Below are 17,058 nucleotides of genomic sequence, written 5' to 3' on the forward strand. Positions count from 1 at the left end.
GTGGCCATGCGGGCACGGGACACGAGCACGGACGCGATCGTCGTCGGGGTCGATGGTTCGGAGCAGGCGCTGCGTGCGGTCCGATGGGCCGCGGCCGAAGCGGAAAGCCGTAACCTGCGGATGCATCTGGTGTCCGGCTGCGATTCCTCGCTCGGGTTCTACGGGGGCGGGCTCCCGGTGCCGCCGGATTCCTTCGACGCGGTGGAGAACCTCGCCCTCACCCAGCTGGCCGACGCCGAGCGGGCGGCGCGTGACGCCGTGCCCGGCGTGGCGGTCACCACCGAACGGGCGTGGCTCGCGCCGATCCCGTTGCTGCTGGAGTGCTCCGCCTCGGCGCGGATAGTCGTGCTCGGCGCTTCCGGGCACGGCGGGTACACCGGGATGCTCACCGGTTCGACCGCGGTTTCGGTGGTGGCGCGGGGTTCCTGCCCGGTGGTGGTCGTGCGCCCGGAGCGGGTGGGGCCGGTCGTCGCCGGGGTCGATGGCAGCCCGAACAGCGTGGCCGCGCTCGGAATGGCGTTCGACGAGGCCTCCTGGCGCGGGGTACCGCTCGTGGCGGTGCACGCGTGGAGCGACGCCGACTACGTCACCGAGACCCCGGTCGCCGCGGCGCTGCTCGAAACCGAGCCCACCGCCGAGGAACAGGCGAGGATTCTCGCGGAAAGTCTCGCCGGCTGGCCGGAGAAGTACCCCGAGGTGCGGGTCGAGCGGGTGGTGGTGAAGGACCGGCCACGGCACCAGTTACTGGCCCGGAGCGCCGAAGCCTGCCTGGTCGTCGTCGGGAGCCGGGGCCGCGGCGGGTTCCAGGGACTGCTGCTGGGCTCGACCAGCCAGGCGTTGATCCACCACGCGCGGTGCCCGGTGATGATCGTGCGCCCGCGGGAAGCCGTCGGCGCGGAGCCACGGAAATAACAGGAAAAGGAAGGAGTTCAACCGATGTCGTCGATCGTGCCCAGGGGCAGGACGGCGCTGCCGATGCTGGCCGAATGGTTCGAGTCCGCCTGGCCGTTCACCGAGCACAGCCCGATGCGGATCGAGGAGGCCGTGGAGGAGGGCAAATACGTGCTGCGCGCGGAGCTGCCCGGGTTCGACCCGGACAAGGGCATCCGGGTGACGGCCGAGGGCGGGCTGCTGACCGTCGAGGCCGAGCGTGAGGCCAAGACGGAGGAGAAGGGCCGCAGCGAGTTCCGCTACGGGTCGTTCCGCCGGACCGTTTCGCTGCCTCGCGGGGCGGACACCTCGAAGATCGCCGCCAAGTACACCGACGGAATCCTCGAAGTGACCGTTCCCTACGCGGAGGAGAAGCCCGGCAAGCAGGTCGAAATCGAAGTCACCAAGAAGTGAACCGGATCGGGACGCGGGCACGCCCGCGTCCCCTTTCGAGAGGCGGAGCTGATGCCCGGTTCGAACGCGGTACTCGCCGACGGAGAGGTGGTCCTGGTCCGCCCGCTGACGCCCGCCGACACGGATGCCGTGCTGCGGCTGCACGACGGGCTCGACCGGCGCGACCGGTACCTGCGGTTCTTCGGTGTGCCCGCCGGCCTGCCCGAGCTGGCGCGGCGGATCGCCGCCACGCCCGGGCCGCGGCACGGCGCTGTCGGTGCTTTCCGGCAGCACCGGCTTGTCGGTGTCGCGCACTACGAGGTGGGGCGCGATCCGGTGGAGGCCGAAGTCGCGCTGGCGGTCGATGGCCGCGCGCAGGCCCACGGCGTGGGCACGCTGCTTCTGGAGCACCTCGGTTCGATGGCGAGGACGTGGGGCCTCCGGCGGTTCACCGGCCAGGTGCTCGCCGAGAACACCCGGATGCTGCGCGTGTTCTCCGATCTGGGCCTGCCGTATGAGATTTCGGCGGGTGGGCCGGAGCGGGATTTCGTGCTCGCTCTCGATCCCGGTGACGGGTATTGGGACGCCGTGGCCGAACGTGAACGGGTCGCCGACGTCGCCAGCCTCCGCGCCGTCCTGCGCCCGGCGTCGATCGCGGTGGCCGGGGCGAGCAGGAATCCGGGCTCGGTCGGGCACGCGGTACTGGCCAACCTCGTCGACGCCGGATATGCGGGGAAGCTCACCGCGGTCAACCCGCACGCGACCGAGATCGACGGCATCCCTTGCGCGCCTTCGGTCCTGGACCTGCCCGACGCCCCCGAGCTGGTCGTGGTCTGCGTGCCGGCACCGGCGGTCCCGGAGGTGGTCGAGCAGAGCGGGGAACGGGGCGCGCGTGCCGTCGTGGTCATCTCCGCGGGGCTGACCGGAACCGGCCTCGGCGCGCGGGTGGCCGCCGCCGCGCGGAGGTACGGGATGCGCCTGGTGGGGCCGAACTGCGTGGGCGTGGCCGATCCCGGAGCCCGGCTCAACGCCACGTTCGTGCCGGGCCCGGTGCCGGAGGGCCCGGTCGGGGTGGTGACGCAGTCCGGCGGGTTCGGGATCGCGGTGCTCGAAGAGTTGCGCGAGCTGGGGATCGGCCTGTCGAGCCTGGTGTCGACGGGGGACAAGTACGACGTCAGCGGCAACGACCTGCTGCTGTGGTGGCAACGCGACCACGGCACCGCGATCGCCGTGCTGTACCTGGAATCCTTCGGCAACCCGCGCAAGTTCGGGCGGCTGGCCCGCGCGCTGGCGCGGGTGAAACCGGTCGTCGCGATCCGCACCGGGGACACGGAAGTCGCGCGGCGGGCGGCGGCCTCCCACACCGCCGCGGCGGCCACGCCCGCGGTCACCCGCGATGCGCTGTACCGGCAGGCGGGGGTGATCGCGGTGGACACCATCGACGAACTGGTCGACGTCGTCGCGGCCCTGGCGTGGCAACCACTTCCGGCAGGCAACCGGGTCGCGGTCGTGAGCAACGCGGGCGGTGCCGGGGTGCTCGCCGCCGACGCCTGCGTGAGACACGGGCTCGTGCTGCCCGAGCTGGCGGAGGCCACCACCGCGGCGCTGCGGGCGGTGCTGCCCGGCCAGGCTTCGCTGCGGAATCCGGTCGACACCACGGCCGCCGTGGACGCCGGCCTGTTCGGCCGGTGCCTGGATCTGGTGCTGGCCGACCCTGGCGTCGACGCCGTGATCGCCGCGGCCGTGCCCACCGCGCTGGGCGACCCCATCGCGGCGGTGCCCGCGGAGGCGCGCGGGGACAAGCCGATGCTGGCGGTCCGGCTCGGGCAGCTCGGCCATGTGGCGGCCCTGGAGGGAACCGCCGCCTACTCGGACCCGGCCGCCGCCGCGGCGGTACTGGGACAGCTGGCCCGGTACGCGGCCTGGCGTTCGCGGCCGGGGAACACCACGGTTCCACTGTCCACTGTGGATGAAGAGAAGGCGCGCGTCCTCGTGCGGGCGTGCCTGTCCGCGGGGCGGCGGTGGCTCAACCCCGCCGAAGTCACCGAACTGCTGGCGTGCTTCGGGATCCCGGTGGTTCAGACGCTGTACGCGAGGGACGAGGAGTCCGCGGCCGCCGCGTTCACCACACTGCGGAAACCGGTCGTGCTGAAGGCGGACGTAGAAGGCGTGCTCCACAAGAGCGCGGCGGGCGGTGTCGTGCTCGGCGTCCGGACGAAGGCGGAGGTCCGCGACGTGGTGACCGGGTGGCGGCGCACGTTCGGCGACCGCTGGCGCGGAGCCGTGCTGCAGACGAACGTGAAGCCAGGCCGGGAGCTGCTCGCGGGCGTCAGCTCCGACGACGTGTTCGGCCCGCTGCTGGTGTTCGGTCTCGGCGGGACCGACACCGACGTGATCGCCGACCGGTCGGCGCGGCTGGCGCCCCTGACCGAGGCGGACGCCGGCGAGCTGCTGGACGGACTGCGTTCCTCGCCGCGGCTGTTCGGGCACGGGAACCTCGACCGGTCCGCGGTCCGCGACGTGCTGATCCGGCTCGGCAGGCTCGCGGAGGCGCTGCCCGAGGTCGCCGAACTCGACCTCAACCCGATCGTCGCGCGGGCCCGCGGCTGCTTGGTGCTCGATGCCAGGGTGCGGCTCGAACCCCGGCCACCCGCCGACCCGTTCCTGCGGCGACTGCGCACCTGAGGAGGGAGGTGGGCCCGGATCCAGTGTCCATAATGGATCGCCCGTGGCGGTCTTCAGGCGGGCTGCCGGCCCAGCGTCGCCAGCAGGGCGGTCAGTTCCGCCATCGGCAGGCCCTTGCCCTGCGGTGCGGGCACTTCCGGCCCGGCGTCCGCAGGCTCCGGCAGGACGTCGGCGGCCTTGAGGCCCAGCATGTCCAGCAGCATCCCGAGGTCTTCCGCGTCGTGGGCATACGCGGAGGTGACGCGCACGGCCCTGGCCTTCTCGTCGCGATTGGTGAGTTCCATCGGGTCCTCCTCGGCGTCCATCCCGACGGTGGCATCCGGTGTGCCCGCGTCGCGCCGGGGGAAGGCCATCCGGTGCCGGGACCTTGCGCGGTGGACATGGTCCCTGGCGGGCGGGACCTTCGGCCCTGACCGTCGCGAGGTGGCCGGTGCTGCCGCCGAACCCGATGGCGTCGTGAACCTCGGTCCCCGGCATTGGTGACGAAGGCCCCTTCGGGAGCACGGACGGAGCGGAAACGGTGGGAACACCAGGCGCACAGCGAGGAGAACAACGATGAGCTCACTCATCGTGGTCGGTGTCGACGGCTCGCCCGGAGCGCTGCGAGCGGTCCGCTGGGGCGCTGCCGAGGCCGCGTACCGGAACGCCGCGTTGCGGCTGGTAAACGGTTTCGGGATCCCCGGCGCCTGCTACGGCGAGGCGATGCCCCCGCGTGACTGGCTCGACGTCCACCGTGACCAGTCGCTGGCCTGGCTCCGGGAAGCCGCGCGGGAGGCAACTCACGAGCATCCCGGCCTCGACGTCGATACGGAGTCCAGTTTGGACTCTCCGATTCCGTTGTTGCTGAGCCGGTCCGACGAGGCTTCGCTGATGGTGCTGGGATCGGCCGGGCGTGGCGTGCTCGGCGACCTGGTGGTCGGCTCGTGCGCGGCCGCCCTGACCGCGCACGCGCGTTGCCCCGTCGCGGTGATCCGCGGCAGCGGTGCGGACGGCGACGGACCGGTGGTGGTCGGTGTCGACGGCAGCCCGGCCAACGAGCCCGCGCTGGTGCTGGCGTTCGAAGAGGCGGCGCTGCGCGGGGTGTCGCTGGTCGCCCTGCACGCCGCCGTGGGCGAGACCGAGACGTTCGCGCTCGCCGATGCCTTGGGGGAGTGGGAAAAGAAGTTCCCGGACACCACGGTGCGCTGGCTGGTGGAGAACGCCCACCCGCGACAGCAGCTGCTGGAGTGGAGCGCCAGGGCGCGCTTGCTGGTGGCCGGGACCCGCGGCCGCGGTGGCTTCCCCGGCCTTCGGCTGGGTTCGACCAGCCAGGTGCTGCTGCACCACGCCGAATGCCCGGTGCTGTTCGTGCCGGTGTCCCGCGAAATCTGAGCTTCGCCGGAGGCGAGCGAAATGGACGACCGAAGACCATATCCTGTTCGGGTCGAGGCGGACCTCGACCCGAACCTGTCCCGCTGGCTGTGGCTGGTGAAATGGCTGCTGGCCGTGCCGCACTACTTCCTGCTCGCCCTGTTGTGGGCGGCGTTCGCCGTGCTGACCGTGGTGGCGTTCTTCGCCATCCTGGTCACCGGCCGGTACCCGAGAACAATCTTCGACTTCAACGTCGGCGTCCTGCGGTGGAGCTGGCGCGTGCACTACTACGCCTACGCCGCGCTGGGCACCGACGCCTATCCGCCGTTCACCCTCGCCGACGTGCCCGCGTACCCGGCGAGGCTGGAGATCGACTACCCGGAGCGGCTTTCCCGGGGACTGGTACTGGTGAAATGGTGGCTGCTCGCGTTACCGCAGTACGTCATCGTCGGGTTGTTCGCGGGAGGGGGCGCGTGGTTCGTGGGCCGCTCGGAGCCCGGGCAGTTCCACTGGGCCGCGGGTGGGCTGATCGGCGTGCTCGTCCTCGTCGCGGGGGTCGTGCTGCTGGTGACCGGTTCCTATCCGAAACCGGTCTTCGATTTCGTGCTGGGCATGGACCGATGGGTGGTGCGGGTCGGCGCCTACGCCGCGCTGATGACCGACGACTACCCGCCGTTCCGGCTCGACATGGGTGGCACCGACCCGGCAGGGCCCAGCCGCCCGGACGAGCGGACCGGATGGCCTGCCCACCGCTGGACGGGCGGGCGGGTCGCCTCGGTGGTGCTCGGCGCGGTGCTCGCCCTCACCTCGATGGGCTTGCTCACCGGTGGCGGCGCCCTGCTGTGGGCCGACCGCTCCGCGCGCGACGCCGACGGCTACCTCACCACCACGGAATCGTTCAGCACCAGCCAGTACGCGTTGAGCACGGGCAAGATCGTCCTCGGCGGCTGGCCCGCCTCCTCGGACGTGCTCGGGGACGTGCGCGTCCGCGTCACCGAAACGAACCCGGCCACACCGGTGTTCGTCGGGATCGCCACGTCCGCGGACGCCGGCCGTTATCTCGCCGGTGTCGGCTACGCCACCGTGCGGACCCCGTCGTCGGCCTCCGTGACGGTGAACGCCGGCGGCGCGCCCGCTGTGCCACCGGAAAGCGCCGGGATCTGGGCTGTCCGTTCCGCGGGTCCCGGGACGCAGACGGTGAGCTGGCCGTTGCGCGCCGGCGACTGGACGCTCGTGGTCATGCGTCCTGACGGGGCACCGGGACTGGACGTGCGGGCCGAAGCGGGCGCGACGATCCCCGGCCTGCCGTGGATCGCGACCGGGGTGCTCGGCGCGGGCGCGGTGCTGCTGCTGTTCGGCGCGTTACTGATCGCTGTCCCGGTGCACCGCGCCTCGCGGCAGCAGAAAGGAGAAGAGGATGCACACGCTCATCGCGTATAGATCGATGTTCGGTGACACCGAGCGGATCGCCGCGGGTTTTGGAGCCGAAGTCCGAAGTGGACTTCGTGAACGTTGACGAGGCGCCAGGGATCTCGCTGAGCACACCCGGCGAGGCGCCGGCCGGTATCCGTGGCGCGGCCTTCGACCCCCGCCTGAAGAAAGCGCGCCGGCTCACCGGATCTGCTGCGGCAAGGTGCGCTGAAACTGTTGCGGCGCGCCAAATTCCCGGTATCGAATCCGGAGAGCTGCGTGGGGCCGCGCCTTGTCCGCTTCTACCTGACCAGGCCCCGTCTCGGGCGGCCCACGGGATCAGCCCAGGTACGCCAGGGCTTGCACCAGCGAATCCTCCTCAGTGCCGGCGGTGAAGACGGTGTGCGCTTCGGGCCATTCCGCCACGGTGGCCGCCATCCGGTGCGCCACGGCGGGGGTGGCGTCGGAGATCGAATTCCGGCGCGTGGTCAGCCTCGCGGTGGTGATCGCGTCCGGGGCCCAGCATCGCAACGGGACGACGTGACTGCTCGTCGCCGCGCCCACTTCAGTGGCATGCACGCGATGATCCGCCGCGCGCCAGGACGCGTCGAGCACCACGGTCTCGCCCAGTGCCAGCAAAGTGCCGGCCCGCCGGTTGAGCTCGGCGTAGGTACGCCCGGTGTGTTCGGCGTCGTAGATGCCTTGTTCGTAGCCGGCCGCGGCGTCCCGCTCCGGCGGGATCCCGGCGAGCTCCTTGCGGACCCGGTCGCTGGAGATGAGGGTGGCCCCGAGCCGGTCGGCGAGCGCGCCGGCCAAAGTGGACTTTCCCGACGCGGGCAGCCCGCCGACGAGCACGAGCCGCACGCGGGCCGCGCGCAGGTGCCGCACGGCGATTCCGGCGTACTGGCGCGCCGGCTCCGCCGCGCCGGCATCGCCCTGCGCGGACCGCAGGCAGGCCACTTTCACCCGGACGAAGGCGCGGTAGGCGAGGTAGTGATGACGCAGCGCGGGCGGGGCGGGATCACCGGCGAACTCCACATAGCGCTCCAGCAAACGGCCGGCGAGCGCGGGCGCGCCGAGGCGTTCCAGGTCCATCGCGAGGAAGGCGATGTCGTCCAGCCCGTCGACCCAGCGCAGCCGGTCGTCGAACTCCAGGCAATCCAGGATCCGGGGCCCGTCGTCGAGGCAGAAGATGTCGTCGGCGAGGAGGTCGCCGTGCCCGTCGACGATGTGGCCCTTGGCGACGCGGTGGTCGAACAGGGTTTCCCTGCCCGCGAGGAACTCCTCGGTCAGCCGCTCGATCTCGGCGGTGACGGACGGGTCCAGCACGGTGCCCGCGAAGGGCCGCACCTGCGAGAAACTGTCCCGCCACCGGTGTCGCAGGGCGTCGCGGGTACCTGCAGCGGAGATCCCGGGGCCGCGATCGGCGCGGGAGTGGAAGGCGGCCACCGTGCGGGCCAGTTCGTCGATGGTGCCCACCGGCACCTCGCCCGCGCGCACGAGTGTCGCCAGCCGGCGTTCTTCCGGCATCCGCCGCATGACGACCAGGTGGTCGCAGGGCTCGCCGTCCGGGCCGGTCACGTCCGCGACGCCGAGGTAGACGTCCGGGGCGAGCCGGCGGTTGAGCGCGACCTCGCGGTGGCAGACCTCTTGCCGGGTTTCGCGCCGGGTGAAGTCCAGGAAGCCGAAATCCACGGGCTTCTTGAGCTTGTACGCCAGTTCGCCGGCGAAGAAGACGGCACCGATGTGGGTTTCCCGGACGCCGGTCCAGTCCCGCCGGAGCGTGGCGGTCATCGCGGCCCGCCCCGCGGCTCGCGGTCGTCCACCAGGAACACCTTGATAGTCAAGGGAATCACCTCCGTGACCCCGCCGAGCCTAGGACCGTGATCGTCCCGCCGGACGCGGCGTTGGTCCCCGGCCGGAGTGCCGAAGGTCCTCGGATCACGATCGCGGTCCTCGTTCCAAGAAAACTCCCAGAGTCGATCGTCAGGCTGTGCCGTGCCCGTGGTCGTCGAAGGGGGAGCTGGAATGCCCGTGTTCGTTTCCGGTCTGCCGTTGCACGTGCTCGTGGTGCACGCGGTGGTGGTGCTGGTGCCGCTGTCGGTGGTGGCCGCGCTGGTCGTCGCGCTGTGGCCCGCGGCCCGCCGCCGCTACGGCTGGCTTGCGGTGGGCGTGACCGCGGTGGCAGGGGTGTGCATTCCGGTCGCGACGAGCAGCGGCGAGGACCTGCGCGACCGGCTCGTGCCCACCGAGCTGATCCGGCAGCATGCCCAGCTCGGCGACGAACTGCTGGTCTTCGTGGCGGGGCTGTTCGTGGTGCTGACCGCGCTGGTCTGGCTGGGGCGGCAGCACAAAGTGCCGACCAGGATCCTCACCCCGGTGCTGATCGTGCTGACGGTGGCGCTGGCCGGCGTGTCGGCGGTGCAGGTCGTGCGGATCGGGGATTCCGGGGCGCGCGCCGCGTGGAGCGGCGTCCAGTACACGGCCGTGCAGCAACACCACGGCGACGGCTGAGGCTGTCGTTCAGGAGACCGGGGCGCTCCGGACCACTTTCGTCCCGCCGCCGGGCGGGGCTTCCACGATGAACGTGCCACCCGCGTGTTCGGCGCGCTCGGTGAGGTTGTGCGGGCCGCTGCGCGCGACCGCGTCCGGTAGTCCGCGGGCGGTGTGCTCGGCCAGCTCCGCGGACACGACGCCGAGCGGGCCGGAGATCCGGACCACCGTCTGGAGCGAGGTCTCCGCGGTGAGCTCGGCGATGATCTCGTGCAGCCGCTTGCGGAGCTGCGCTGTCTCCGGGGGCAGGTCGAAGATCGCGGTGCGGATCTCGCCGATGATGTCCTGCGTCTCGCAGGTGGCGTCGGCGAGCCGTTTCCGGATGCCGGGGGAGTGGGTGCGCAGGCGGGTGCTCTGCAGTGTCAGCCCGTGCGCGAACAGCCGCCAGCGGAAGGTCGTTGCCGGGGAACGGTTTCCGGCCTGGTTCGCGCACGGCCGCCAGGACGCCGGAGACCGTGCCCGTGGCGGCGCGGAGCGGGAAGATCGCCGCGGGCCCGGACAGCTCGTCGAGGTCGTAACGCAGCCGGTCGCTGCAGACGGGCGCGGCCGTCCGGAACGCGTCACCGCTGCCCGAGCAGTCCACGGGAATACAACTTCCCCGGAGGGGATCCGGTTCCGGTCCGACGGACACCGTCACTACGAACGTGATCACATCCGCGGTCGGCAGCTCCGCGTCGTCGGGCTGGGCGAGGAAGGTGCGGTCGGCGCCGGTCAGCGCCAGGGTGCGTTCGGCTATCAGTTTCGGCGCTTCGTCGAAATCGTTGCCGGATAACAGTTTTTCGCCCGGATTTCGCTGGTGGCTTCCTGCCACGGCTGCCGGGCGAGGTCGTCGAGGCGCACGGGTTTCGGCTGCTCGATCAGCAGCCCGAGCAGGCCGTGCCCCTGGGGAAGGTCGCCGATTCCGGCCCGGATCTCTTCGTCGATGCCCTCGTGGACGAACTCGGCGAGGCCGGTGTTGCCCGTGCCCAGCGCACCGTAGCGGCAGTCCACCAAGGTGATCGCGGCCCGTACGACGCGGCGCAGCGTGGCGTCGAGCTCGAGGCCGCCCGCGACGGCGAGCATGGCCTCCAGCAGCGCGTCCACCTGGTCGCGCACACCGACTGGTCGCTCGACGCTCTCCTGGACCTCGCCGAGCAGTTCACGCAGTCTCAGCCGGGCCAGGGTTGCTGCGCAGAGCCGCGCCTTGACCGGTCTCCTCGACCATGCCACCAGCTTGGCAGCCATGACCGGGAAAGAACAGCACGGAGCCGGGGCGCGTTCGCCCGGCTCCATGCGTTCGGTGGTGGCGTCCCGGTTCAGAGCAGCCAGCGGTTGTGCTTCACCAGATCCGCCCACTGGCGGCCGAAGCCCCAGGTGTTCCCGGCGTAGGCGGCGGCCAGCACGATGAGTACGAGCGCGTAGAGCACGTGGTAGTCGACGATCGGGTTGGTCGACTGGGTGGCCTTGCCCGCGTCGTCGGCGCGGGCGAGCGGCCATTCCGCGATCCACATCAGCAGCAGCATGACCGTGCCGGTGACGGCCGAGATGCGCAGCCCGATCCCGGCGATGACGGCGAGACCGATGGCCGCCAGGCCGATCATGAACAGCCAGTCCGCCCACGGCTGCCCCGCCCACGAACGCAAAGTGCTCTCCAGCGGGCCGGCGGTCAGGCTGCCGAGGAATCCCTTCGTCGGCGAGCCGCCGTTGATCCAGGCCTGCGCGCTGGTCGTGGCGTAGCCGAAGCCGAAGGTCTTGTCCAGAAAGGCCCACAGGAAGATGAAGCCGGTGGCGACGCGCAGCACGGCCATGAGCCGGGCGGCGGTCGGGGTCATGACGGCACCGTGCACGGGCGCGGTCTCGGCCGCGCGATGGGGCGGAACCTGCATGGCCTCGGTGAATCGGGTGTCGTCCTGGATCGACATTTTCGTTCCCTTCTCCCGGGTGGTTGCACCGCCGAGTCTGTTGGCGCGCCCGAGGGGAGTCAGGGGGACAAAGTCACCGGGCGGCGGGACGTATGCCCGGCGTTTCCGGGGCCTCTCCGGCGCTACCGTCCGGTTTTCCCGCGGGAGAAGGGAAAGCGATGTTGGCAGACTTTCCGGGCCCCGTCGTGGCCGGCGTCGACGGATCACCCGGCGCGCTGCCCGCCGTGCTCTGGGCGGCGAGGGAAGCGGCACGGCTCCGCCGCGAACTGCGGATCGTGCACGCGACCGAAGAAATCCTGCTGGAGGCGCCCGCGGCGTACCGGGGCGTGACCGATGTCCGGGAAATGCTCCGGATGCGCGGGCAACGGCTGCTGCGCGTCGCGAAGCGCGCCGCGGAGGAAGCCGCGGACGTCCCGGTGAAACCGGCGTTGCGCTCCAGCGCCAGCGACGGCAGCCGACACCGGGCGGTGTTGCGAACGCGCCCGGTGTGGTTTTTTCGAGCGGCCCGCTCGGCAGGCCGCCGCGGCCATTGGCGGACCCGGCGGACCTGCCGCGGTTGCGTGAGCTCGTGCACGTGCACCGGCACCGGCTGTTCGACGGCAGCCTCGACCGAGACCGGCTGAATCCGGCCGAGCGCGCGGCGGCCGTCGCGCTCGACCCCGGGGACTACCGGGACTGGCCGGACGTCCGGGCGTAGGCGGCGCACATCGGCCAGGCGCTGTCCCGCCGTCCTGGATGATCGTGTCCGATGTGGACTCAGTGTTCGCGGCTCGTGGCCGCGGCGGGGATGACGACGACGGGGCAGTGCGCGTGCCGCACGCATCGGGTGGCCACGCTGCCGACGAGGATTTCGGCGATCGGCCGGGAGCCGTGCGAGCCGACGACCAGCAGGTCGGCGTCCTTGGCCTCCTTGACCAGTTCGGTCGCGGGATCGCCGTCGGTGAGGGTTTCGCTCGCCTCCGGCGGGTTTTCCATGGTCCGCAGGGCGCCCCGCACGGTGCTGTGCAACAGATCGGCGTACTCCGGGGCCGGGCCGACCGGGCGGCGGCCGTGTGGCTGGATGGCGTAGGAGGTGCCGGGCAGCAGGTCGTCGCGTGCGCGCACGAGCACGGCACGGACCTCGTCGCGCTCCGGGACGGCTTCGCCCAGCGCCCAGCGCAGCGCGGCCTCGCTCTGCGGGGATCCGTCGACTCCGACGACGATCTTTCGCTTGGCGGACATGGGATTCCTCCTTCGAAGGACGATGTCGCCAGGGTGCGCGTGGCCGGGAACGCCCGGACAGAGCCGAAAGTCCTGCCGATGCGCCCTCGCGGAAAGGGACTTCGGGCTCTCGAAGCACCCGGCCGCGCGCCGAACACTCGGGGCGTGACCGGACCGAGTCAGGAGGAGAAGATGACAGCCGTCAAGGACCTCACCGAACTCCGGCTCGCGGACGACGTGTCCGCGGGCGGCAAGGGAGCCAACCTGGGGGAGATGACCGCCGCGGGGTTCCCGGTCCCCGGCGGTTTCGTGGTGCTGCGGGAGGGTTACCTGGCGGCGATGGAGGCGGGCGGCGTCCGGGCGGGGCTGGCCCGGCTGCACGAGCGGGCGCTCGCCGCGGCGGGTGACCCGGACGCGCTCGCCGCGAACTGCGGGGAGATGCAGGAGCTCATCCGCAAAGCGGCGCTGCCGGGGGAGCTGCGTGACGAGATCCTCGCCGCTTACGGCAGGATCGGCCGTGACGTGCGGGTGGCCGTGCGCTCGTCCGCCACCGGCGAGGACGGCGCCGACGCGTCGTTCGCGGGCATGAATGCCACCTATACCAACACAGTCGGCGAAGACGCCTTGCTGCGCCGCGTGGTGGACTGCTGGGCGTCGGCGTTCTCGCCCCGGGTGGTCGCCTATCGCGCGGAGCGCGGGTTCACCGCCGAGCCGGCGATCGCGGTGGTGGTGCAGCGCATGGTCGAGGCCGAGCGCGCCGGGGTGATCTTCACGGCCGACCCGCGCACCGCGGACCGGAAGCGGCTCGTCGTGGAGGCGGTGTTCGGGCAGGGCGAGACGCTGGTGAGCGGCGCGGTCGAACCCGACTCCTACGTGGTGGACAAGGAAGAGCTGCGCCTGACCGGGGTTCGGGTCGGGAACAAGAAGTACCAGATCGTGCGTGGCGAGACCGGCGACACCCGGGTCGAGCTGCCGGAGCCCGCCGCCCGGCGGCGGGTGCTGGAGGACGCGGCCGTCATCGAGCTGGCGCGGCTGGCGATCCGGGTGGAGGAGCACTACGGCCGCCCGCAGGACATGGAGTGGGTGATCGATCCCGGCCGCGAGATCTTCCTCGTGCAGACGCGGCCTATCACGACGCTCGCGCCGGCGTCGGCGGAAGGCGAGCAGCTCGTCCGCGGTCTCGCCGCTTCACCGGGCACGGCGGGCGGCGCGGTGCGGGTGCTGCGGTCGCCGGAGGAGGGCAAGCAGCTGCGCGCGGGCGAGATCCTGGTCGCCCCGATGACGAATCCCGACTGGGTGCCCACGATCCGCCGCGCGGCCGCGCTCGTCACCGACGGCGGCGGGATGACCTGTCACGCCGCGATCGTGGCGCGCGAGCTGGGTGTGCCGTGCGTGGTGGGCACCGAGCACGCCACGACGGTGCTCAAGACGGGGCGTCTGGTCACGGTCGACGGCGGCGCGGGCGAAGTCCGTTCCGGGGCGCAGCCGGCACCGGCCCGCACGGAAACGCGGCGCCCGGTCATGCGGGTCGCCGACGCCGAGGCGCTCGGCACGCGGCTCTACGTCAACGTGGCCATGCCGGAACAAGCCGAGCACGCCGCCGCGCTGCCCGTGGACGGGGTGGGGCTGGTGCGCGCGGAGTTCATGCTGACCGAGGCGCTCGGCGGGCGGCATCCGCGCGACCTGCTCGCGCACGGCGAGGAAAAGTCCTTTGTGGACCGGATGGCGGAGTCGCTGCTGCGGATCACCCGGCCGTTCGCGCCCCGGCCCGTCGTCTACCGCGCGACGGATTTGCGCGGCAACGAGTTCCGCGGCCTGATCGGGGGCGCGGACTACGAGCTGCCGGAGGACAATCCGATGATCGGCTATCGTGGCTGCTACCGGTACGTCCGCCAGCCCGACCTGTTCGCGCTCGAGCTCGAGGTGCTGGCCCGGGTCCGTGAGCAGACCCCGAACCTGCACCTGATGCTGCCGTTCGTGCGGACGAAATGGGAACTGGAGGAGTGCCTGCGGCTGGTGGACGCGAGCCCGCTGGGGCGCCAGCGCGGGCTGCTCCGGTGGGTGATGGCCGAGGTGCCTTCGGTGCTGTACTGGCTGCCGGAGTACGCCGGTCTCGGTATCGACGGGGTGTCGATCGGCAGCAACGACCTCACGCAGCTGATCCTCGGCGTGGACCGCGACTCGGCCGAATGCGCCGAGCTGTTCGACGAATCGGACCCCGCCGTGCTCGACGCGATCGGCCGGATCATCGGCACCGCCCGTGATCTGGGCATCACGTCGTCGCTGTGCGGGCAGGCGCCGTCCAACCGGCCGGAGTTCGCCGAGCGGCTGGTGCGGCTGGGCATCACGTCGGTCTCGGTGGACCCGGACGCCGTGCCCGCCGCGCACCGGGTCATCGCGGCCGCCGAGCGCAGGCTGCTGCTCGATCAGGCGCGTGCCTGAAAGACCAGTGCCCGCAACAGATCGCGCCAGCTGATCACGCCGACGAGTTTGCCGGAGCCGAGCACCGGAACCCACCGCTGCCGGGACTCGAGCAGGAGCTCGGCGACGGCGGTCAGCTCGGCGTCCGGGCCCACTGCCGGGACCGGGCGCCGCATGACCTGCCGCACGGTGCGCGCGACGTCGCCCACCGTCACGCCACCCTCCGGTGTGGACTGTCCGCGCGGGCCGGGCACGAGCCGCGCGCGGACCACGTCGGCCTCGGTCACGACACCGGCCAGCTCGCCGGCCGCGCCGACGACCGGCAGCGACGTGAACCCGTGGCGCAGCATCAGCCCGGCGGCTTCCTCGATACCCGCGTCGGGAGTGAGCCCGAGTACCGGGCTGCTCATGATCTCGAATGCTCGCATGGCACCGAGGATGACCACCCGGCGGCCGCGCGCACAGGTGCCGCTCGGCCCGGCTGGGGAGGACGAAGGACCCTTCGCCGGGCGGGTGCGCGCGGGGGAGTCTCGGCAGCGAAACCGACAGGGAGGAAAGACCATGCGCGCCCGGGACATCATGAGCAGCCCCGCCGTCACCACCACGCCGGACACCGAGGTGGCCGTGGCGGAGAAAATCCTTGTGCAGCGCGGATTCACGGCGCTGCCGGTGATCGACGAGGACCGGCTGGCAGGGGTGGTGACCGAGGCGGACCTCCTCGCCGACCGGTTTCCGGAGCAGCCGCATCGTTCGCATGCCACGGTCGGGGAGGTCATGAACCCCGTGGCGCGCACGGTCGATATCGACACCGACGCCACGCGGATAGCGCGGCTGATGCTCGATACCCGCGTGCGCTGCCTGCCGGTGATGGATCGCGGCAAGGTGGCCGGTGTCGTCACCCGCCGGGATTTCCTGCGCGCGCTCGCCCGGCCCGATGCCAAGCTCGCCGAGGACGTCACCCGCCGCTTGTCGGTGTTCCCTCCCGCGGACCGGTGGATCGTCGACGTCGCGGACGGCGAAGCCACCATCATCGACCGGTACGCGAGCGAAAAGGACCACGAGGTCGCGGTCGTGCTCGCGGAAAGCGTGCCGGGCGTGATCCGGGCCCGGTGCTACGTAGGCGAAGTCGAGCATGAACGGAAACGGTCGTGAACCCGCCGGTCGTCGCCGGTGTCGACGGCGGCCCGGCGAGCGACGCCGTGCTCGCCGCGGCTTTCGGCGAAGCCAGGACGCGGAAAGCGCCGCTCGTCGTCGTGCACGTCGACGCCGCGCCGCACGGGATCCTGCGGATGCGCCGCGCGCTGGCGGGCTGGGAGGCGAGGTTCCCCGAGGTGACCGCGCACTGGATCGTGCAGCACGACCATCCCGGCAGGCACCTGCTCGACCAGGCCGCCGGGGCGCAGCTGCTGGTGACGGGACAGCGGGGACGACGGCCCGGCCGGACCGGCCGCGCCCTGCGGAAGAACTCCGGATGCCCGCTGCTGATCATCCCCGCGAAGGGGTCGAGCCATGCACGCGCGCGCGGGTGACTGGATCGCCATCGAGGGCCACACGACCGGCGTGGCCGGGCAACGCGGGCAGATCCTCGAAGTGCGGTCCGCCGATGGCTCGCCGCCGTTCCTCGTGCACTGGCTGTCCGACGGCCACACTTCGCTGTGTTTCCCCGGACCGGACGCCAGGGTGCTGACCCCGGCCGAGCTGGCCGAGGCCGACGAGCGGGCGCGTAAGCGGTTCGACGCGGTGCAGGACGAGCTGTCCGGCAACTCCCGATAGGAGAAAAGCCATGACCGACAAGGAAAGTCTGCGGGCCGCGCGGGAAGCGCGCGAGAGCGCCCAGGACCGCGTCTCGCCCTCGCACGGCACGGCGGAGCTGGCCGAGCGGAACATCCGGCGTTACCTGGCCGCGGAACAGCGCCGCAGCCAGGAAAAGCCCGGCGGCGAAACGGAAGACGAGTCAGTCGGCCGGTGACGGCGGCACCGGGATGCCGTGTCCCGATCGCCGGCCCAGCCGGAGATACGCCACCGGGCCGACGAAGTTGACGGCGATGATCAGCGCCCAGGCCGGTTTCGGGCCGCGCACGTCGTCGGCGGGCCGGCGCGAGAGGTCCCACCACGCGTCCGCGGCCAGCGCCAGCTGGACGGCGCCCGCACCGATGATGTTCGCCTTGGCCAGGCCGGAAAGTTCGGACCACTTCTTGTGCGTCATGGTTTTCCA

The 17,058-nt window shown here is 71.9% G+C and carries 20 protein-coding genes; 12 read left to right on the forward strand and 8 right to left on the reverse strand.

Features of this window, described 5'->3' with window-relative positions; genetic code table 11:
• Positions 1 to 6 precede the first annotated feature (6 nt).
• From FPZ12_RS17795 to FPZ12_RS17805, 3 genes are read left to right on the forward strand one after another with little or no spacing between them, the layout of a single operon-like run.
• Positions 7 to 912, forward strand: coding sequence for a universal stress protein (locus FPZ12_RS17795; protein ID WP_144748549.1), 906 nt, complete (start codon positions 7 to 9; stop codon positions 910 to 912).
• Between the two features lie 24 nt (positions 913 to 936).
• Entirely contained in the window at positions 937 to 1,344 is a 408-nt protein-coding gene (locus tag FPZ12_RS17800) for an Hsp20/alpha crystallin family protein (protein WP_144748550.1), read from the forward strand.
• Positions 1,345 to 1,395: 51 nt separating this feature from the next.
• Positions 1,396 to 4,008, forward strand: coding sequence for a bifunctional acetate--CoA ligase family protein/GNAT family N-acetyltransferase (locus tag FPZ12_RS17805; RefSeq protein WP_144748551.1), 2,613 nt, complete (start codon positions 1,396 to 1,398; stop codon positions 4,006 to 4,008).
• Between the two features lie 53 nt (positions 4,009 to 4,061).
• Here the strand turns inward: FPZ12_RS17805 and FPZ12_RS17810 are convergent, their stop codons facing one another.
• Positions 4,062 to 4,361 (reverse strand): hypothetical protein, encoded by a 300-nt coding sequence (locus FPZ12_RS17810; RefSeq protein ID WP_144748552.1) that lies wholly within the window; start codon positions 4,359 to 4,361, stop codon positions 4,062 to 4,064.
• 202 nt (positions 4,362 to 4,563) lie between these two features.
• On the opposite strand from FPZ12_RS17810, the gene FPZ12_RS17815 reads away from it, so the two are divergent.
• The gene (locus FPZ12_RS17815) at positions 4,564 to 5,379 is read left to right on the forward strand and encodes a universal stress protein (RefSeq protein ID WP_144748553.1); all 816 of its coding nucleotides are present in this window, start codon (positions 4,564 to 4,566) and stop codon (positions 5,377 to 5,379) included.
• A gap of 21 nt (positions 5,380 to 5,400) precedes the next feature.
• Positions 5,401 to 6,798, forward strand: a complete 1,398-nt coding sequence (locus FPZ12_RS17820; protein WP_144748554.1) for a DUF4389 domain-containing protein — start codon at positions 5,401 to 5,403, stop codon at positions 6,796 to 6,798.
• Between the two features lie 309 nt (positions 6,799 to 7,107).
• On the opposite strand, the gene FPZ12_RS17825 is transcribed toward FPZ12_RS17820, so the two are convergent.
• Positions 7,108 to 8,562 carry a bifunctional aminoglycoside phosphotransferase/ATP-binding protein gene (locus FPZ12_RS17825; protein ID WP_144748555.1) on the reverse strand — a complete coding sequence of 485 codons (1,455 nt, stop codon included), beginning with the start codon at positions 8,560 to 8,562 and terminating at the stop codon, positions 7,108 to 7,110.
• 234 nt (positions 8,563 to 8,796) lie between these two features.
• Between FPZ12_RS17825 and FPZ12_RS17830 the strand changes: the two genes are divergently transcribed.
• Positions 8,797 to 9,282 carry a DUF2231 domain-containing protein gene (locus FPZ12_RS17830; RefSeq protein ID WP_144748556.1) on the forward strand — a complete coding sequence of 162 codons (486 nt, stop codon included), beginning with the start codon at positions 8,797 to 8,799 and terminating at the stop codon, positions 9,280 to 9,282.
• 9 nt (positions 9,283 to 9,291) lie between these two features.
• On the opposite strand, the gene FPZ12_RS46450 is transcribed toward FPZ12_RS17830, so the two are convergent.
• The 3 genes from FPZ12_RS46450 to FPZ12_RS17840 form a co-directional block, all read right to left on the reverse strand.
• Positions 9,292 to 9,885 (reverse strand): sensor histidine kinase, encoded by a 594-nt coding sequence (locus FPZ12_RS46450; protein WP_243769896.1) that lies wholly within the window; start codon positions 9,883 to 9,885, stop codon positions 9,292 to 9,294.
• Between the two features lie 171 nt (positions 9,886 to 10,056).
• Entirely contained in the window at positions 10,057 to 10,545 is a 489-nt protein-coding gene (locus FPZ12_RS46455; RefSeq protein WP_243769897.1) for a hypothetical protein, read from the reverse strand.
• 71 nt (positions 10,546 to 10,616) lie between these two features.
• The gene (locus FPZ12_RS17840) at positions 10,617 to 11,222 is read right to left on the reverse strand and encodes a hypothetical protein (RefSeq protein WP_144748557.1); all 606 of its coding nucleotides are present in this window, start codon (positions 11,220 to 11,222) and stop codon (positions 10,617 to 10,619) included.
• Between the two features lie 158 nt (positions 11,223 to 11,380).
• Between FPZ12_RS17840 and FPZ12_RS46040 the strand changes: the two genes are divergently transcribed.
• Positions 11,381 to 11,845 (forward strand): universal stress protein, encoded by a 465-nt coding sequence (locus FPZ12_RS46040; protein WP_208025890.1) that lies wholly within the window; start codon positions 11,381 to 11,383, stop codon positions 11,843 to 11,845.
• 133 nt (positions 11,846 to 11,978) lie between these two features.
• On the opposite strand, the gene FPZ12_RS17850 is transcribed toward FPZ12_RS46040, so the two are convergent.
• Positions 11,979 to 12,443 (reverse strand): universal stress protein, encoded by a 465-nt coding sequence (locus tag FPZ12_RS17850; RefSeq protein WP_144748559.1) that lies wholly within the window; start codon positions 12,441 to 12,443, stop codon positions 11,979 to 11,981.
• A gap of 171 nt (positions 12,444 to 12,614) precedes the next feature.
• On the opposite strand from FPZ12_RS17850, the gene ppsA reads away from it, so the two are divergent.
• Positions 12,615 to 14,864: a phosphoenolpyruvate synthase gene (gene ppsA / locus FPZ12_RS17855; protein ID WP_144748580.1), complete on the forward strand. Its 2,250-nt coding sequence runs from the start codon at positions 12,615 to 12,617 to the stop codon at positions 14,862 to 14,864.
• Here the strand turns inward: ppsA and FPZ12_RS17860 are convergent.
• Complete coding sequence (locus FPZ12_RS17860) at positions 14,849 to 15,271, reverse strand: CBS domain-containing protein (RefSeq protein ID WP_144748560.1); 423 nt, start codon at positions 15,269 to 15,271, stop codon at positions 14,849 to 14,851. The genes ppsA and FPZ12_RS17860 overlap by 16 nt on opposite strands.
• 133 nt (positions 15,272 to 15,404) lie before the next feature.
• Here FPZ12_RS17860 and FPZ12_RS17865 point away from each other — a divergent pair, with 133 nt between their 5' ends.
• The 4 genes from FPZ12_RS17865 to FPZ12_RS17880 are packed head-to-tail and all read left to right on the forward strand — an operon-like array spanning position 15,405 to position 16,812.
• Positions 15,405 to 15,995 carry a CBS domain-containing protein gene (locus FPZ12_RS17865; RefSeq protein WP_208025891.1) on the forward strand — a complete coding sequence of 197 codons (591 nt, stop codon included), beginning with the start codon at positions 15,405 to 15,407 and terminating at the stop codon, positions 15,993 to 15,995.
• Positions 15,992 to 16,372, forward strand: a complete 381-nt coding sequence (locus FPZ12_RS17870; protein WP_144748561.1) for a universal stress protein — start codon at positions 15,992 to 15,994, stop codon at positions 16,370 to 16,372. Before FPZ12_RS17865 ends, FPZ12_RS17870 begins: the two co-directional genes overlap by 4 nt.
• Complete coding sequence (locus FPZ12_RS17875) at positions 16,353 to 16,616, forward strand: DUF1918 domain-containing protein (protein WP_144748562.1); 264 nt, start codon at positions 16,353 to 16,355, stop codon at positions 16,614 to 16,616. The genes FPZ12_RS17870 and FPZ12_RS17875 overlap by 20 nt, the downstream gene beginning before the upstream one ends.
• Positions 16,617 to 16,626: 10 nt before the next feature.
• Positions 16,627 to 16,812, forward strand: a complete 186-nt coding sequence (locus FPZ12_RS17880) for a hypothetical protein (RefSeq protein ID WP_144748563.1) — start codon at positions 16,627 to 16,629, stop codon at positions 16,810 to 16,812.
• On the opposite strand, the gene FPZ12_RS17885 is transcribed toward FPZ12_RS17880, so the two are convergent.
• Positions 16,798 to 17,049: a PLD nuclease N-terminal domain-containing protein gene (locus tag FPZ12_RS17885; RefSeq protein WP_144748564.1), complete on the reverse strand. Its 252-nt coding sequence runs from the start codon at positions 17,047 to 17,049 to the stop codon at positions 16,798 to 16,800. The two genes, FPZ12_RS17880 and FPZ12_RS17885, sit on opposite strands and share 15 nt — an antisense overlap.
• Positions 17,050 to 17,058: the final 9 nt, after the last annotated feature.

This window comes from Amycolatopsis acidicola, from assembly GCF_007713735.2.
Taxonomy (GTDB): domain Bacteria; phylum Actinomycetota; class Actinomycetes; order Mycobacteriales; family Pseudonocardiaceae; genus Amycolatopsis_E; species Amycolatopsis_E acidicola.

Coding starts and splice junctions, on each gene's coding strand:
- FPZ12_RS17885 (WP_144748564.1), bottom strand. CDS start 17,049: ATGACGCACAAGAAGTGGTCCGAACTTTCCGGCCTGGCCAAGGCGAAC.
- FPZ12_RS17815 (WP_144748553.1), top strand. CDS start 4,564: ATGAGCTCACTCATCGTGGTCGGTGTCGACGGCTCGCCCGGAGCGCTG.
- ppsA (WP_144748580.1), top strand. CDS start 12,615: ATGACAGCCGTCAAGGACCTCACCGAACTCCGGCTCGCGGACGACGTG.
- FPZ12_RS17850 (WP_144748559.1), bottom strand. CDS start 12,443: ATGTCCGCCAAGCGAAAGATCGTCGTCGGAGTCGACGGATCCCCGCAG.
- FPZ12_RS17820 (WP_144748554.1), top strand. CDS start 5,401: ATGGACGACCGAAGACCATATCCTGTTCGGGTCGAGGCGGACCTCGAC.
- FPZ12_RS17840 (WP_144748557.1), bottom strand. CDS start 11,222: ATGTCGATCCAGGACGACACCCGATTCACCGAGGCCATGCAGGTTCCG.
- FPZ12_RS17800 (WP_144748550.1), top strand. CDS start 937: ATGTCGTCGATCGTGCCCAGGGGCAGGACGGCGCTGCCGATGCTGGCC.
- FPZ12_RS46040 (WP_208025890.1), top strand. CDS start 11,381: ATGTTGGCAGACTTTCCGGGCCCCGTCGTGGCCGGCGTCGACGGATCA.
- FPZ12_RS17860 (WP_144748560.1), bottom strand. CDS start 15,271: ATGCGAGCATTCGAGATCATGAGCAGCCCGGTACTCGGGCTCACTCCC.
- FPZ12_RS46455 (WP_243769897.1), bottom strand. CDS start 10,545: ATGGCTGCCAAGCTGGTGGCATGGTCGAGGAGACCGGTCAAGGCGCGG.
- FPZ12_RS17795 (WP_144748549.1), top strand. CDS start 7: ATGCGGGCACGGGACACGAGCACGGACGCGATCGTCGTCGGGGTCGAT.
- FPZ12_RS17810 (WP_144748552.1), bottom strand. CDS start 4,361: ATGGCCTTCCCCCGGCGCGACGCGGGCACACCGGATGCCACCGTCGGG.
- FPZ12_RS17865 (WP_208025891.1), top strand. CDS start 15,405: ATGCGCGCCCGGGACATCATGAGCAGCCCCGCCGTCACCACCACGCCG.
- FPZ12_RS17825 (WP_144748555.1), bottom strand. CDS start 8,562: ATGACCGCCACGCTCCGGCGGGACTGGACCGGCGTCCGGGAAACCCAC.
- FPZ12_RS17830 (WP_144748556.1), top strand. CDS start 8,797: ATGCCCGTGTTCGTTTCCGGTCTGCCGTTGCACGTGCTCGTGGTGCAC.
- FPZ12_RS17875 (WP_144748562.1), top strand. CDS start 16,353: ATGCACGCGCGCGCGGGTGACTGGATCGCCATCGAGGGCCACACGACC.
- FPZ12_RS17805 (WP_144748551.1), top strand. CDS start 1,396: ATGCCCGGTTCGAACGCGGTACTCGCCGACGGAGAGGTGGTCCTGGTC.
- FPZ12_RS17880 (WP_144748563.1), top strand. CDS start 16,627: ATGACCGACAAGGAAAGTCTGCGGGCCGCGCGGGAAGCGCGCGAGAGC.